At 37.3% G+C, this 16323-nt stretch carries 17 protein-coding genes; 11 read left to right on the forward strand and 6 right to left on the reverse strand.

What is annotated here, in order from left to right; genetic code table 11:
• Nucleotides 1-40: 40 nt before the first annotated feature.
• Nucleotides 41-1096, reverse strand: coding sequence for an outer membrane beta-barrel protein (locus I6J03_RS17620; protein WP_003003502.1), 1056 nt, complete (start codon nucleotides 1094-1096; stop codon nucleotides 41-43).
• A 299-nt stretch (nucleotides 1097-1395) separates the two neighbouring features.
• Here I6J03_RS17620 and I6J03_RS17625 point away from each other — a divergent pair, with 299 nt between their 5' ends.
• Both I6J03_RS17625 and I6J03_RS17630 read left to right on the forward strand, forming a co-directional pair.
• Nucleotides 1396-2700 (forward strand): ammonium transporter, encoded by a 1305-nt coding sequence (locus tag I6J03_RS17625; protein WP_003003499.1) that lies wholly within the window; start codon nucleotides 1396-1398, stop codon nucleotides 2698-2700.
• A gap of 102 nt (nucleotides 2701-2802) precedes the next feature.
• A complete protein-coding gene (locus I6J03_RS17630) occupies nucleotides 2803-3114 on the forward strand; it encodes a hypothetical protein (protein ID WP_039989538.1) in 312 nt (103 codons plus the stop codon).
• On the opposite strand, the gene I6J03_RS17635 is transcribed toward I6J03_RS17630, so the two are convergent.
• Nucleotides 3111-3644 (reverse strand): lipocalin family protein, encoded by a 534-nt coding sequence (locus I6J03_RS17635; protein ID WP_003003491.1) that lies wholly within the window; start codon nucleotides 3642-3644, stop codon nucleotides 3111-3113. The two genes, I6J03_RS17630 and I6J03_RS17635, sit on opposite strands and share 4 nt — an antisense overlap.
• A gap of 40 nt (nucleotides 3645-3684) precedes the next feature.
• Between I6J03_RS17635 and I6J03_RS17640 the strand changes: the two genes are divergently transcribed.
• Nucleotides 3685-4194 (forward strand): DUF4268 domain-containing protein, encoded by a 510-nt coding sequence (locus I6J03_RS17640; RefSeq protein WP_003003489.1) that lies wholly within the window; start codon nucleotides 3685-3687, stop codon nucleotides 4192-4194.
• A gap of 42 nt (nucleotides 4195-4236) precedes the next feature.
• On the forward strand, nucleotides 4237-5025 hold the full coding sequence (locus tag I6J03_RS17645) for a S1/P1 nuclease (protein ID WP_002996379.1): 789 nt from the start codon (nucleotides 4237-4239) through the stop codon (nucleotides 5023-5025).
• Nucleotides 5026-5100: 75 nt separating this feature from the next.
• Here the strand turns inward: I6J03_RS17645 and I6J03_RS17650 are convergent, their stop codons facing one another.
• On the reverse strand, nucleotides 5101-7071 hold the full coding sequence (locus I6J03_RS17650) for a transglutaminase domain-containing protein (protein WP_003003477.1): 1971 nt from the start codon (nucleotides 7069-7071) through the stop codon (nucleotides 5101-5103).
• A gap of 1038 nt (nucleotides 7072-8109) precedes the next feature.
• Between I6J03_RS17650 and I6J03_RS17655 the strand changes: the two genes are divergently transcribed.
• The 6 genes from I6J03_RS17655 to I6J03_RS17680 all read left to right on the forward strand — a co-directional run bounded on the left by I6J03_RS17655 (nucleotide 8110) and on the right by I6J03_RS17680 (nucleotide 13502).
• On the forward strand, nucleotides 8110-8559 hold the full coding sequence (locus tag I6J03_RS17655; RefSeq protein WP_003003471.1) for a GNAT family N-acetyltransferase: 450 nt from the start codon (nucleotides 8110-8112) through the stop codon (nucleotides 8557-8559).
• A gap of 153 nt (nucleotides 8560-8712) precedes the next feature.
• Nucleotides 8713-9696, forward strand: a complete 984-nt coding sequence (locus I6J03_RS17660; protein ID WP_003003469.1) for a lipoate--protein ligase — start codon at nucleotides 8713-8715, stop codon at nucleotides 9694-9696.
• A gap of 80 nt (nucleotides 9697-9776) precedes the next feature.
• Complete coding sequence (locus I6J03_RS17665) at nucleotides 9777-11078, forward strand: hypothetical protein (RefSeq protein WP_003003466.1); 1302 nt, start codon at nucleotides 9777-9779, stop codon at nucleotides 11076-11078.
• Nucleotides 11079-11244: 166 nt separating this feature from the next.
• Nucleotides 11245-11577 carry a PadR family transcriptional regulator gene (locus I6J03_RS17670; RefSeq protein WP_003003463.1) on the forward strand — a complete coding sequence of 111 codons (333 nt, stop codon included), beginning with the start codon at nucleotides 11245-11247 and terminating at the stop codon, nucleotides 11575-11577.
• Entirely contained in the window at nucleotides 11574-12173 is a 600-nt protein-coding gene (locus tag I6J03_RS17675) for an HAAS signaling domain-containing protein (protein ID WP_003003460.1), read from the forward strand. The genes I6J03_RS17670 and I6J03_RS17675 overlap by 4 nt, the downstream gene beginning before the upstream one ends.
• A 6-nt stretch (nucleotides 12174-12179) precedes the next feature.
• Entirely contained in the window at nucleotides 12180-13502 is a 1323-nt protein-coding gene (locus I6J03_RS17680) for a serine hydrolase domain-containing protein (protein WP_003003458.1), read from the forward strand.
• 73 nt (nucleotides 13503-13575) lie between these two features.
• Here I6J03_RS17680 and I6J03_RS17685 read toward each other — a convergent pair whose 3' ends face one another.
• Together I6J03_RS17685 and I6J03_RS17690 are read right to left on the reverse strand one after the other, a co-directional pair.
• On the reverse strand, nucleotides 13576-14394 hold the full coding sequence (locus I6J03_RS17685; RefSeq protein ID WP_003003455.1) for a hypothetical protein: 819 nt from the start codon (nucleotides 14392-14394) through the stop codon (nucleotides 13576-13578).
• Between the two features lie 31 nt (nucleotides 14395-14425).
• A complete protein-coding gene (locus tag I6J03_RS17690; protein ID WP_003003451.1) occupies nucleotides 14426-14944 on the reverse strand; it encodes a hypothetical protein in 519 nt (172 codons plus the stop codon).
• Between the two features lie 318 nt (nucleotides 14945-15262).
• Between I6J03_RS17690 and I6J03_RS17695 the strand changes: the two genes are divergently transcribed.
• Nucleotides 15263-15856, forward strand: a complete 594-nt coding sequence (locus tag I6J03_RS17695; RefSeq protein ID WP_003003448.1) for a GrpB family protein — start codon at nucleotides 15263-15265, stop codon at nucleotides 15854-15856.
• 129 nt (nucleotides 15857-15985) lie between these two features.
• Here the strand turns inward: I6J03_RS17695 and I6J03_RS17700 are convergent, their stop codons facing one another.
• Nucleotides 15986-16234, reverse strand: coding sequence for a redox-active disulfide protein 2 (locus I6J03_RS17700; RefSeq protein WP_201693870.1), 249 nt, complete (start codon nucleotides 16232-16234; stop codon nucleotides 15986-15988).
• Nucleotides 16235-16323: the final 89 nt, after the last annotated feature.

Consider the following 16323-nt stretch of genomic DNA (forward strand, 5'->3'; position numbering starts at 1 on the left):
TAATAAAGGCTGTCAGCATAGTGCTGACAGCCTTTATTATTTAGAATGCATATACGAGTGCCATTGAAAATTGTCCGGCATTTTTTGTAGGACTTAGATCTTTTTTGACAAACATTTCGTTTTTGCTGTTATCGAATCGTACTTCAGGTATAAAAGAAAAACCATGATGTCTGAGGTGGCCACTCAGTGTTGCCGACCATATTTCGTTTTCTTCAATAGCTAGTAAAGGAGCATCTTTTGTTTTGAAATATTCACCCCGTATACCTATACCTATATTTTCATTGATGTTTACTCTCGGATAAAGCGCAATTCCTGAATAGCCTGCATCACCTTTCTGATTGTAGTTGGTTGCGTTGAGTCCGAGGGTGAAACGGGGAGAGAAGCTGTAGTTTCCAACCAGATCTAGCAGTGTGCCGGAACTGTAGTTTGCTGCTCCGCCAACGGAAGATCCTGTCAGAAAGTTAAGATAGAAACTGGATGCTTCATTCGGTATGATGCTGAGTTGTGAGCCAAAATGAGAAACTCCGTTAAAATCCTGATAAACATTCCAGTCGTTAAAAATTCCTACCATTAGCGCTACCTTCTCAGAGAATGTATAATTTGCTTTTAATCCCGCATCCTGAAACGGTCCGGCTCCGAAGAGGTAAGAAGTGGAATAATGGAAGTTGTTGGAAGGACATATGACCTCATACCCTACAAATGTACCCATGAATCCGGCGGTCATGCTTAATTTTTCGGTCAGATCGTAAGATACATACAGATTTTGGATATGAAAGCTATTGTTGTCATCACCAGCCTGTCCATCCCCGTTCAGAATAGATCTGTACTGTCCTCTGGGTCCAAAGGAAAGTTCTCCTACGAAAGAGGCGCGACCTGTTTTCTTTTTCAGCGCCAGATCTACCATACCTATAGATACGGAATTATTGTCTTCTGTGAAATAAGTTTTGATGTTAGGTTGGTTTTGGAAGTCATATTTCCAATACGTATCTACCGATCCTGAGATTTCGAGGCCTAATAATGTTGATTTTTCTTCCTGTGCATTGGTTAAATTTAGAAATAGGTAGTAAATAATTGATAAAGAGATTAATTTTTTCATGTTTTTAGTTTTAAATTGATGATTTTTTAATTTTTTAAATCTAAAAACCCTTGTTTCATCTAATTTTAGTTTAAATAATTGGTGAATTTAATTTTATTTTTGTCTGTTTTGTGGTTTTTCATTAGATTTTTGGTTGATTTTTTATAAATGTATGAATATTATTTAAAATAATTTGTTGATTTATAAATATTTGCTCATATATTTGTTTTGAATTTAATTTTACATATCAATTTTTATCTGTTTTTCATCTAAAACCATTAATTATTAACAAAATTTGAATTAAAAACCATTAAAGCATTATGAAAAAAACCGTTCCATTGATTATTTTAACAATTCTGGCCATTATAGGCTTGTTAACTCCTTCTATTGATGTGACTAATGTAGCAGATGTAAAGATTGATTCCGGAGATACAGCCTGGTTATTGACATCTTCCGCACTTGTATTGATTATGACACCAGGTCTGGCGTTCTTTTATGGTGGTATGGTGAGCAAGAAGAATGTAATCTCTACTATGATGCAGAGCTTTATCTGTATGTGTATTATTTCAGTATTATGGGTGATTGTCGGGTTTAGCCTTGCATTTGGCGATGATATCGGCGGGGTGATAGGGGACCCGCGTACTTTTTATATGATGAAGGGTATGCTTGGGAATGTTGCCTGGGGAGCTTTACCTACAGTTCCTTTGGTCTTATTTGCCATGTTTCAACTCAAATTCGCCATTATAACACCAGCTTTGATTACCGGTGCTTTTGCTGAGCGCGTGCGGTTCAATTCGTTTATGGTATTTATAATTTTGTTCAGTATTTTTATTTATATGCCTTTAGCACATGCCACCTGGCATCCGGAGGGAATACTTGCCAAATTCGGTGTTTTGGATTTTGCCGGTGGTACAGTAGTGCATATGTCTGCGGGATGGGCTGCATTAGCTTCGGCGGTATATCTGAAAGGAAGAAAGACCCCTACACATTCTCCGGCACGTATCAGTTATGTCATATTGGGTACAGCGTTGCTTTGGTTTGGCTGGTTTGGATTTAATGCAGGTTCAGCAGGCGCTGCAAACGGTCTGGCAGCATATGCATTTGCGACTACGACTACAGCTTCAGCTGTGGCAGCGATCGCATGGATATTTGTAGATATTATCAGAGGTAAAAAACCTTCTGCAATGGGAGCCTGTATAGGTGCTGTAGTGGGGTTAGTTGCGATTACACCGGCTGCAGGCTTTGTCAGTATTCCGCACTCGATCGTCATTGGACTTGTAGCAGCCTTGGTCAGTAATCTGGTGGTATTCTTACGCAGCAAGACCAGCATAGATGACACGCTGGATGTATTTCCTTGTCATGGTGTGGGTGGTATGGTTGGTATGGTGCTGACGGGAGTATTTGCAAATAGTAACGTGAACAGTGTGGTGACTGCTAACGGGTTGTACTTCGGAGAGACCGGTTTATTTTTTGCACATGTGATCGCATTGATTGCCGTTTCCTTATTTGCATTTTTCGGTTCTCTGTTGCTGATCAAGATTACGGATCTCATCACACCTCTTCGTGTGCATGAAGAAGAAGAAAAACTGGGGCTGGATATTACACAGCATGATGAAGAGTTATAATAAGATATCCCAAACCAATTAACTATAACCCTAAATGTAATGGCACAGCTTAAGCTGTGCCATTTTTTGGTTAAGTACATTTTTTATTGCATTTTTGTCCTCATGAAAGATACGGTCTACGCAACGCTTAAATCTGATTTTGAAAAATTTATGCGCCATTCCATGCATGTATCAGGAGCTTTTGGCTTTGATGTTTTTGGAGATTACGTAACTTCCGTACTTAATTTTTACGTCGGCAGCTCTGTACTGACACTGGAAGAAAAAGTAAATGCTGCATTTTATCTGTGCCAGTTATATAATAAAGGACTTAAGAATATGATGTCTGTTACAGATATGAAAGAAATGTCTATTGAGTTTGCAAATGATCCCACTCTGGATTATACTGTTCTCAGCCCGATTTTTGACGGATACTAATCCTGTATAGTCCACACCAGTTTGTGGATCTCAAATCCGCTTCTCAATGCAAAATCCAGATAAATAGATTTGATATCTCCCGGAATTGATTTTTCCCTGGACAGAATCCACATGTAATTGAGATTATCACCAAATACTAAGGCATACTTATAATCAGGGTCTATTTTCATAACATGATAGCCTGCTGAAAAGGGAGGGAAGAAGCTGACCTTGAACGCGCCCTCATTTTGATCCCGCATAAATTTGGCTTTACCTATGCTCTTCTTCTGTTTCTGCCTGCGCATATCGTAACCTTCATTTACAACCTGAATACTGCCATCTTCATTAAGACTGTAATTGGCGGTCACATTTTTGAGATTTTTCTCCCACCGAAAGTCCAGTCTGGCTATTTCGTACCATTGGCCCAGGTAACTGTCAAGATTAAAATTTGAGACTCCTCTGATATCCGATCTGACAGGCTTGAATGCCTGATATAACAGTGTGCCAACAGCGGTGGCGGATAGAAGCAGTAATGATTTTTTCTTGTCCATAGCGTAACGTTTATATAATTATAACGTCCCGGACTTCGATATGTTTGAATTTTTCAATAGTTTTGAACAAAAATTACAGGGCTTTACATTGTATTCACGAGAAGAATCTAAACGGATCAAAGAAACATTCTGGACCAAATTTGGTCAATTTATGAGCTTACAGCCCAACAGTGAAGGTGCAAAAATCAACTGGATCAATTACCGCACCGGAATCAAGCATCTTTACTTCAGAATGAACGCAGACAAGCGAAATGCGGAGATCATGATTGAAATATCACATCCTGATACGGGTATTCGTCTGCTTATGTTCGAGCAATTCGAACAATACAAAACGCTATTACATGCGGTACTTGGGGAAGAATGGAATTGGGAGAAAGACAGCTATGATACAGACGGAAAAAAGATTTCCAGAATTTATGCTGCTGTGTCGGGCATCAGTATCTATAATGAAAATGACTGGCCGGAACTTATTTCTTTTTTTAAACCACGGATAAGTGCTTTAGATGAATTCTGGAATGATGCGCAATATGGTTTCGATTTGTTTAAATAGGAATGCTATATTATCTATACTTTTGCATGTAAATTCAATACTATGAAGAAAATAATAAAATTGTTGTTGCTGCTGGCATTTTTTGCTCAGACATCATCGGTGTGGGGTTGGGGAATGACAGGTCACCGTGTAGTAACAGAAATTGCTGAACGCCACCTGACCAATAAGGCAAAAAAGAATATTGCCAAACTAATCGGAAAGCAACATCTTGCTTACTGGGCGAATTGGCCTGATTTCGTGAAATCTGATCATGCTTTTGATGAGACATCACCTTTCCATTATATCAATACAGAAGGAAATCTGACAAAGGAGCAGTTTGCTACGGCACTGCAGCAGTCGCCTGATAACAACATCTATAAACAGCTGATTCGTTTGTCTGCTGATCTGAAAGCAAAAGATAAGGGATTGACAGAAATGCAGCAGAATCTTTATTTTCTGATCCATCTTATGGGGGATGCCCATCAGCCTATGCATGTTGGCAGACCGGCAGATCTTGGCGGTAATAAAATTGAAGTGATGTGGTTCGGCAAACCGGATAATATTCACCGTGTGTGGGATTCCAATCTGGTAGATTATGAGAAGTATAGCTATACTGAATATGCGAATGTTCTTGATATTCATACCAGACAGGAGAATCAAAGGCTGACGGATGGTGATTTTGCTTCTTGGTTATACGACACGCATATCGTAGCCAATAAGATTTATAAAGATGTGGAGCAGAATTCTAATCTGTCTTACCGCTATATATATGATAATAAGTATGTGGTGGAAGATGCTTTATTAAAAGGCGGCTTACGACTGGCGAAGGTACTTAATGAAATCTTTGGTTAAGCTGTTCTGTTACACTTGATAAGTAAAAAAAGGGATGACTTCACGAAGTCATCCCTTTTTTTTGTGCCTTCGATATTATATTTTGGATACGGTTATTTCCAGTTTTTGCGACTGGATAATCCGGCTAAAGAACTCTTTCAGATCAAAATATTCTTCAGGCAAAAAGAATGGTTTATTGATCTGTGTGGCGACATTGATATGAAGTTTATTATCCTCCAGCTTGGACGTGTAAAAATATCGTGCATCTTTATTTGGTAGAGACATGATAACATTCTTAGGCTTTTCTTTCAGTTGGTATCCCTCTGGTAATTCTACTTCCATATTAAGCACTTCTTCTACAGTTGAACCGATATCGATGGGATAATTACGTTGCTCCAGATTAAAAGGATTTTTACTTGTTTTTCCAATAAAGAGCGGATTAAAGAGGAAATCATTCTGATGTGTAGAACAGAAATTGTCTATTTCAATATCAAATGTTTCTAACAAAAAGTATTCTGTACTATCCACATGAGTAATATCTGATTTTAAGTAGTTTATTTTGCTGTTGTTTTCTTCTACTTTTTCTAAGTACTCATCCATTGAATTGTATTCTTTGATCTCTTTTCTCTTGTTATAGGCATCAAACCCGAGTCTTCTGATCTGTAGATTTCCTTTTAATTTTCCTTTGTCATCTATTTTTCCGGTAAAATCATAGTAGACAGTAGATTTTTCTTTTGCTTTGAGTTCCACCCATTGGGATCCTCCTCCTTTTGGAAATAAGCGTCCCTGATAGTTGATACAGCGCAAAGGCAGACTGCCAAACGGAATAATAGATTCTGTGGCATCAAGATAATACACTGTCGAATCAATATTAACCTGAGCGACTACGTAATTGAAGTCCGAGAGGACAGGATTCGTAATATTAGGGTAGCCATTCGCACGTGTGGAAAGTATTAGAGGGTTAGCATTAATGTCAGCTGCATTTAATGCAGCGATAAGAGCCAGATTTATGTCCGCTACGTTTCCGGATCTTTTCTCCAATGCATCTTTTATCCCTTTATCGGTAAATAATCCGTTTGATTTATCCCATTTTATCTGCTTGTTGATATAGCTATGGATGGCTTTGGCTTTTTCAAGCTCTGTTTTTTTGTCCGCTATAACAGATGGTAAAATGGCTTTGAAAAGTCCTTTTTTCTTGATTTGCCCCCCGAAATCTTCATCTGTAAACAGCTGTTTCTCCACATCTTCCCAGGTTCTGGTGTAATTGTAGTTTGCACCCATAGGGATTCTGTAACTCGCCAGTTCAAATGATAGAGAAGAGCGCCAGTTGTCTGCAGAAGTCATGTAATCTTCATTGATAAAGGCCGGAATATTTTCCATTCCATATGTCGTTTTTGAACCGTGTACTTCTCCGATTTCACTACGCATGTCAGTATTGTAGTTTTCCTTAGTATGTCTGGAAATACTTAGCGAGCCTCTCATATTTTGATTATAAATACAGATTTCAGGTATTTTGGAAACAAATTCACTGTATACTTTTGGTATATCATCCTGGAATTTCCAGGTTCTGAAATTGTAGAGGAAAGGGGAGTTAATCGTATACCGAAGTTCGATAATGGATCCTTCCTGAATGTTGGGTAAAGTTAGTTTGGTTAGTGCAACGGATTTAGTCGATTTCTCATTAAAAATTTTACTTTTATCCAGATCGTATTCTGCGATCTTCTCTCCGTTAAGATTATAGGTGACTCCTTTGATGGAAGATATCACTTCTTTTGAATTACCCGATGTATACAGCGGGATAGTAAAATCAGCTTTGCTAAACCCCTCTTTAGTGAAAATTTTGGTCTTGATGTGATAGTAGAATTCAAGCATCAGACCTCCTTTTGCAGGATCGATAATGATACTGGCATTTCCGTATTCGCGAAGTACCACGGCGTTGGCATTACTGTCAATCGTGTTTCGGTTAAAGTTTAGGTCTTCCTTAGTGATTTTTCCAAATGAAAAATCCTGAGTAAATCCTGATATGCTGCATAGTATAAGTGCAGCAACACAAAATATTTTTTGCATGAAAAGTAGGTCAATAGTTAATAATTCTGTCTTTATTGAGAAGCAGTAAAGATGTGATTTAAACTTTAAATATGCAAGGTTTGAATTAAATATATTTTATCAGAATTGTGTGATAATTGCTTATTACGGAGTGAATGAAATACGGATAATCGTAGAAGATAAAGCTATAAAACAAAAAAACTTTAACAATCTCTTGTTAAAGCGTCAATCTTTCCGGGTTACTTTTTACTTAATCTTCACCTGAAAGATAATCATCACCATCAAATGTAAATTCTACTCCATCTGACAGGACCTCTGTTGCAAATAATTCATCTTTAATCATGACCTGTTATTTTAGTGTCCTTATTCTATTTATTAATACAAATCTACTGCCTCATTATTAATTACTGATAAAGTGAAAATGATCAAATTGTTAATTGTGTCCTATCGGTTTATTGTGAATTATGTGATCTTCATGACGGCCAAAGTCATACCTGTTTTAGTGAACTGTTAAATATAAAATTCTGTAGAGCGATATCTACACCGAATTTCCTGTTGTTTTCGTTTAAAAAATAACATATTATTATGTTTGCAGGAAATATTAAAATAATGATTGTAGTGTTGACATTTTTTGTGGTTGTGATTGTAGTTTGTGTAGTTTCTATAGGATATTTATTGGTTAAAGGGGAGCAGACAGAGCAAAATTAATTTTTTGCGGAGAGATCTTCCCACAATTATGGATTACCCTAATTATCCTTTCAAAAGAAGTTTCTATTTCTTATTTCTGTATATTTTACTGCAGTATTTATCGGTTGATTATAAATAGTTTGCAACAAACTTGATGCATCTGCTTGAGTTCCGTATTTTAGTTGTGTTTTAACCAACTGATCATGGTACTACTTTTTATCTTGGGAACAGGATTTATAGCTTGTATTATTTACGCAGCTATCCTGATGTACAGAGATATGAATCACCATAAATTCTGATCACTTTTAAGAATTTCCGGCTTTCATCTCTACAAATTCTTTATTATTGCAGTTCATTTTATTCTAATAGCCTATGCAAATTATATCTGTACGTGAAAATCCCGAATATAAAGACACTGCTATCCGTTACCTGCAACAGTCATGGCCGGATGTTTCACCCGTAATATATGAAGACTGTATCGCCCACAGTATACATGCTGAGCAGGCACTGCCACAGTGGTATTTACTGGAAAAGGATGAGAAAGTGATCGGATGTGCCGGATTGATCGTCAATGATTTTATTAGCAGAATGGATCTTTATCCCTGGATATGCGCTATTTATATTGCCGAAGAGCATAGAGGGCATGCATATGCTGCCTTACTGATTGATAAAGCGAAAGAGGATGCACGCAAATTCGGTTTCCGTTATCTTAATCTGAGTACCGATCATATCGGTTACTATGAAAAGTATGGATTTCAATATATCGGTCAGGGGTATCATCCCTGGGAAGAAGAATCCCGTATTTATCAGATCGAACTGTAGACTGCTGTTTTGTATTGTTAATTTGGATAAAAGTCGCAATCATTTTCGGAATGATTGCGACTTTTTCATTATACAGCATGTGGTCATATCAGTATAAATTCTGTAAGGAGCGCTTTAGAAAAACTTGCTAACTTTGTTTAAATTGTACGTATTATGCTGATCATAGACTCACCTTCTACTAATGCTTATTTTAATATTGCTTCCGAGGAGTACCTGTTGTACAAGTATCCCAAAGAAGATATTTTTCTGTTGTATGTCAATGCCCCCTCTATTATTGTTGGTAAATTTCAGAATACGTTAGCTGAGATCAATTTGGATTATGTCAGAGAGCAACAGATCAAAGTGGTTAGAAGAATGTCAGGAGGGGGAACCGTATACCACGATACAGGAAATCTGAATTTTTCTTTCCATACGCTACTCGGTACAAATGATTTCATGGACTTTTCTCAGTTTACGCAGCCTGTCATTGCCATGCTAAACAAGATGAATGTACCGGCGAGACTTGAAGGACGGAATGATTTGCTGGTCGATGGAAAGAAGTTCAGCGGTAATGCCAAGCTCGCCAAAAACGGCAAAATGATCCAGCACGGGACAATTCTGCTCAATTCTCAGATGAACGTACTGGCGGAGGCAATAAAGGTAAACCCACTTAAATTTGTCGATAAAGCAGTAAAATCCAACAGAGCAAGGGTCACTAATTTAATTGATTATTTACCTGAAAATACAACTACGGAAATCCTCAAGCAGTTGCTGATCGGCGAGATGCTGCAGAATAATACCGGTGCAGGTATCTATCAGTTTACAGAGGAAGATATAGAAGGTATTGAAAAGCTGGTGGCAGAAAAATATAATACATGGGACTGGAATTACGGATCTTCACCCAATTATAATTTTAAAAAAGCGGTCAAAATACCCGCAGGATTTATCGAACTGCATTTGGATGTGGATAAGGGAGTTATAGAAAAGGTGAAAATATTCGGTGATTTCTTTGCCTCCAGGCCTATTGAAGAGCTGGAAAAGGCTCTTGCCGGTCGGCGGCATGATGTTGATCATATAGAACAGCTGCTGTCTTCAACAGATCTTACAGGATACTTTGGAAAGGTAACTGTAGCGGAGATTCTGGAACTTTTCAAATAAAACTGATAGCATCCGTATACAGACAATCTGTTGTTAATTTTTGCTTTTGTTTTATTTAGAATTATATCTAAATTTTACGAATGGAAGAAGTATCCTCAAATAAGCAGAAACATAAGAAAATACAAAAAGCGTTGCTTTGTGCCTTAGGTATAACAGTCGTGTATGGTATTATCATCTATTTTATACCCAAAGGTGGCCTTGACGGATTAGGCTATCTGTTGTTCACGCCTGTGGTATTTATTGGCGGATTTCTGTTTTATTATATTTTTGATCACTTCAGGTCTATACACAAACTGGCCTGGTTATTTTCGGTATCAGGTATCCTGCTGTTATTCACACTCTATAATTCCGGACTTTGGAATCTGGATATATGGCTGAGAAATCTGTTTCATTCCGTTAAACTACCCTCATCATATGCCGAATATCAGGATATCAATCAGCCGGCTTTGAAGTTTGGAAGCAGAACGATAACCTTGCTGTATGAAAGTGAGGAACGTATAGATCATTATCTTACTTCAAATAATGATCTGATTATCAAAAGAGAAAAGAAGGGCGAGGAGAATTCTGATCATAGATTTACTGTATATGAATTTACGAAAGTAGACCCTTCAGGAAATATCTCCGGTACGTACAACTACGTACAGCATGACTATAAGGACCAGGAAGTGCTTTTTGAGGGCTATCTGATCAATGTAGATAAAGCATATTACAAGACATGGCCGCTCGACGGGGATACCTCCCGAAAAACGATATCCATCCAAAATGAGCATCTGGACTGGGACGAAGGCCGTCAGATAGAACTTTATCGCAGAATACAGGGTGACGCTTCTGTGTTTTATACAGATTATGACCATTCCCTGCGCAGAGAAGGTCAGGAAACAATCTATTTTCAAAAAGTTGTTTACAAAATCGGTGAGGACTGGTTTATATTTTTTGAGAATCTGAATGAGGATAAAAAGGGATATCCGTATGTACGGAGCAGGGGAAAAACTATCAATAATATATTTGGACATCTGGCTGAAAACGGACTTGACTGGGTTGATAATGTCAGTACAAATATAGAATCACAGTATTTTGAGAAGTTAAAACTGACCAGACTTACACATATTATCGGAGGTAATACTCCTGCTTCAAAATCTGATGAGTGGTTAGGATATCTTTATACGAACCTGACTGTCGGTAAAGATACGCTGAAGTTTAAGGATGAATTTTATCTGGATGAGGAATGGAAGCAGACCCCGGTAACCATCAATGGCCAGCTATTCGGCACCTTGAGCAGGCCGGATAATGATTTTTTTACGACCTATCTGTATTTCGAAAATAAAAATCTGCACTATAAACTGTTTACCAACAGTCTGAGAAAACTCTATATTATTAAATAACAGTTCGCCGAAACAAACATTTCTACTGTAATTTTTCGCTGATAATATCAAATAATTAATTTTAATTATTTGATAATCAACTGGTAAGTGTTTTTATGTTGTGTTTATAATATATAATCTAACATAGTACTTTGTTATGCTATGTATTTTGTTTTATATTTGTTTGATGAATGAAGACTTTACTACTAAATGGATATCCCAACTGAAGAAAGGCACATTGTCTTTTCTGGTGTTAAGTATTCTGAAAGATGAAAAGGAATATTACGGATATGATCTGATTAATGAGATAAAGAAGAAAACCAGTATTGAAATTGCTGAGGGTACACTTTATCCTTTGATGAACAGACTGAAAAAAGAAGAACTGGTCGAATCCAAATGGGTAGAGCAGGAGTCCGGTATTCCGAGAAAGTACTACAAGATCACGAAGTTGGGATTAAGTACTGCAAGCGAAATGAAAATTTATTGGGACAACCTTAATACAACCATAAATCTAATATGAAATTTAAAGAGATCGCATTTAAGGATAAAAATTCAAAACGGATTTATCTGGATTATATATCCAGAATTCAGCAGGCTACAAAATCGCTTGATAAGACAAATCAGCAAGAGGTATTGCTGGAGATCAACAGCCATATTTACGAAAGTATAGCAGATCCTGCAGCAATCGAAAAGGGGGAAGTGGAGCGCTTGCTGGATGTGCTGGAAAAGCTTGGACAACCGGAAATATTTCTGAAGCCTTTGGTAGCTGAAAAAAAACTTGAAGAAGCAACCAAGTCATTTAATCCCTTCCATATTCTGAAAGCGCTTATATTGAATATCGGTAACGGGATATCTTATGTGATCTTCACGCTGTTATATTTGCTGTTGTTTGGTTTCATATTCCTCATGGGTGCAAAGCTGGTAGACCCCGAAAATGTTGGCTTTTTCTTCAAGCCCAATGAAATTTTTATTCTGGGGTATTACAGAGAAAATGGAATCAGTTATCTGCAGTATGAGCAATTAGGCCATTGGTTTATTCCGGCTATGCTGCTGCTGGCACTTATTTTTTATGTGCTCATAACCTTACTACTTCGATTAAAAAGAACCATTAAATAACTTATTATGCTTAAGAAATCAGTAACCTATTTAGCTGTCTTTTTTGTTGCATCACTTGCATCTGCACAAAAGATAGACACAGAAAAACTTGACTTGTATATCCAAACACTGGAAGATAATAACAAGTTTATGGGGAGTATCGCTATTTCTCAAAATGGAGAAAGGGTATATGCTAAATCTGCCGGATATATTGATCTGGAGAATAAGATCAAAGCCAATGAAAATTCAAAGTACAGAATTGGCTCTATCTCCAAGACTTTTACAACGGTATTAGTGTTGAAAGCGGCAGAGGATAAAAAACTATCTCTTGATCAGACTATTAAACAGTATTTTCCGGCGATAAAAAATGCGGATAAGATCACGGTAGGTCATCTGCTAAATCACAGAAGCGGAATCCATAATTTTACAGATGATGCGGATTATCTGAACTGGAATACTAAAGTGATGTCTGAAAAAGATATGGTGGATGTCATTACAAAAGCCGGAAGTGATTTTGAACCGGATAGTAAAGGAGAATATAGTAATTCCAATTTTGTGCTACTTACCTACATTCTTGAGAAAACCTTAAAAAAATCATATGCAGATCTGTTGACAGCTTATATCACCAAACCTCTGGGCTTGCAGAATACCTATCTTGGCGGTAAGATTAATGTTAAAAACAATGAGGCGAAATCTTATGATTTTGCCGGGGAATGGAAGCCTGAATCCGAAACGGACATTTCTATCCCATTAGGAGCCGGAGGTATCGTATCTACACCATCCGATCTGACAAAGTTTGCGGATGCGCTCTTTAACGGGAAGCTGCTTACTAAAGCGAGCGTCGAATTGATGAAGACTATCAAAGATAATTATGGGATGGGATTATTTCAGGTGCCTTTTTACGATAAAAAAGGGTATGGACATTCCGGTGGTATAGATGGCTTTTCTTCAACATTTTCGTATTTTGAAGATGGAAATGTAGCTTTTGCACTTACTTCAAACGGGACTGACTTTAACAATAATAATATTGCAATTGCAGCACTCAGCGCTGTTTACAATAAGCCTTTTGATATTCCGGATTTTAGGACTTATGAAAACAGTTCGGAAGATCTGGATATTTATCTGGGAAGCTATGCTTCGACGCAGATTCCTATTAAAATAACAGTTACAAAAGATAATAAAACACTTGTGGCACAAGCCAGCGGACAACCATCATTTTCACTGGAAGCAACAGAAAAGCATAAGTTTAAGTTTGATCAGGCAGGAATTGTGATGGAATTTAATCCCGATAACAAATCTTTTGTGCTGAAGCAACGGGGAGGAGAGTTTCTCTTTACTAAAGAACAATAACTGACACAGCAAACGTATTGATGAGGTATAATAAAGCCGGAAAACTACAGTTTTCCGGCTTTATTAATAATTCTTAGTTTTCAAAAGGATAGTTCTTATAACGCTTGTAAGCGCCGGTTTTGGTGTTGATTTTGATCACATCCATATGCCCTCTCCGGTTTTCAAGTTCCTCTGCAAACACATAGTAACTCCCGTTTGGGGTAACTTCTATACCATAGGAATACATAGAATATAAGGTTTTATTTGCTCTGTTATCCTGAAAAATGATTTCAGCATCTCTTGTTTTTACAGGCATACTTCTCGCAAAGGCCTCGTACTCATCCGTAGAAGGATCCAGATAGGTGATATGTCTAGCTTTTTCTACATTCACCCATCCATCCATACGGTCTATAATACCACTGGAATGACGGCCATTGATTATGCAATTCTCACTGAAGCGGCAGTCGTGGGACCCCAGATATCCAAACATCCCATATTGCAGGTAGGCATAATGATGATAATCAGAGATGTAATAAATAAGCTTGTTAGCGGTTGTCAGGACTATGGTGTCTGTTTTGAAAAATTGCTTATAAGGGATACTGACTTTCCAGATGATATCATCATTCTTTTTTGTGAAATCTGTCCTGATAATTTTTTCTTCGATAAACTTTCCGTCCCTTAATATTTGAAATTTCAGGGTTTCCAGATCACTTGCTTCAAATTTTATAAAACCCAAAGCCGGTTGTTCCGTTACCATCTTTACTGTATCGCAGATCAGTGATATTTCTACACCGTCACGTTCGGCATTTTTGTGTCTGTTTTCCAAAGCCCACCATATCCAGGCGATGATCAGCAATCCAATACAAAGAAGGACAGCAAATACAATTAAGCAACCTTTCAGATATTTATTCATAGGCTTTTCATTTTATCTTTAGATAGCTGATTTATATTCTCGTATATGTTCTGGACTCAAATGTTACTTTAAAATATTTAACAGGAGGTAGCAGATCTATTCTAAAGTTGATATGCCGGACCAGTTCATCAAGAATCTCGTTATTTGGAGTATCATTATTCATGGGACGAAAAGTGTAAATTACTTTATTATCTGATCCGGATACGGTCAGTGTATTGGGCAGGGGATGATTAAGTTTCAATGTCTGAATCTGGGAATAGCTTATTTCTTTTTGCTTTCCGTTTTTGAGTTGAATGGTCATCCTTTGCTCATCAAAAGAGACTGTCGTAGATGTTCTCATTCTGACCAGAATAAGAAACAGAGGCAAAAATACAGGAGTAGCAAAGATCAGCGCTAATCCGAGTGCAGGCCCTGAATACTGGTTTATCCATTCAATTACACGGTCATTGCTGGATAGTATCCAAAAGTAAAGGACCATGTAAATTGCAAAAGGCAATAATAATATTTTTACCTGTTTTAGGTTTCGTTGCTTAAATTCTATTGTTTTCATGGTACAGACGCTTAATTGACTTAAATATAAGCTATTTAACAGGATGATGTAACAGTTACCTTAAATTTGTCCGGTTTGGTTTAATATTCGCCTGAAATGAAGAGATATTGATTGCCCGCATTATTGTCTGACAATTCTATAAAGATTTGTTTTACTGTTCAAGTGCAGAAGCATTGTTTCAGACTCTGTTTATAAGTATTTAAATACAATTTTCGTTATTTCAGAAAATTACGCTCTGCTTCAGACCAATCTTTGGCTTAGATTTGGATAATAAAGAATCTGATCGCTTCATCATCTCTTATAGACACTGATATACATATGAAAGTAACGTTTGAAAAGTATAACCCGTTATGGACAGCATATTTTGCTTCACTGGAAACGGAACTAAAAACCTATCTGAGCGATTTTGATGTGCGGATTGAGCATATTGGTAGTACTTCAGTCAAAAATCTGTCTGCAAAGCCCATTATTGATATTATGATTGGAGTAAAAGACTCTGAAGATCTGGATAAGATTCCTGATCTTCTGATGGCTGAGGATTACATTTATTACGAAAATTATAATGCGGATATGCCGTACAGAAGATTTTTTGTACGACTTCATCAGACTCCCGGCAGTCTGGGGCTACCTGTACATATTACATCTCTAGCGGATGTTCCTGAAGAATTGCACAACCATGCATGGCGCATAGCTCATGTTCATGTATTACCTCTGGCATCGGAACACTGGACCCGGCATATCGCATTCCGGGATTATTTGCGTAATCACACAGCTGTCAGAGAAGAATATCAGCAACTCAAAGAAAAATTAAGCAAACAGGAGTGGGTAGATGGTAATGATTACAATGCTGCCAAAGACTCTTTCCTGAAAAGAGAAGAACAGAAAGCTATACAATGGTATAATGATCTTTAGATCGACAAAAGGTGTAGGATGAAATATAAAATCAGTTCGCCCGATCTGTAATATAGTGAACTGATTTTAGTTGGATTGCCTCATGTAAAGCTTTAATATTTTTATCCTTTTGGATTGATCATAAAATGCTTATTCCCGTCCTCTGGATTTCAATTCAAGCTTTATTTCTTTGACCGTTTTAAAATTAAGAATTAATGTCGGGGACAGAGCAATAGGTATAACGATCAGTGCGCTGAACCCCTTTGTAAGTGAAATGTAAGTCGCTAAAATCAAAAGCAGAAGCAGCATTCCTGCAAGAACGCCTGTTGCTGTACTTGTGATTCTCTTTTTTTTAAGCAATTCTTCATCGCTCATTTCTTTTAGATTTTCCGTTTTCATAGGTTAATATAGGGTATAGTCTTAGTTCACACTCAAATATACATAAGTTTATGATTTTCTGCAGAACTGGAGCACATTTCCTGTTGTTT

Origin of the sequence: Sphingobacterium spiritivorum (assembly GCF_016724845.1) — a bacterium.
In the GTDB taxonomy this organism is placed as follows: Bacteria; Bacteroidota; Bacteroidia; order Sphingobacteriales; family Sphingobacteriaceae; genus Sphingobacterium; species Sphingobacterium spiritivorum_A.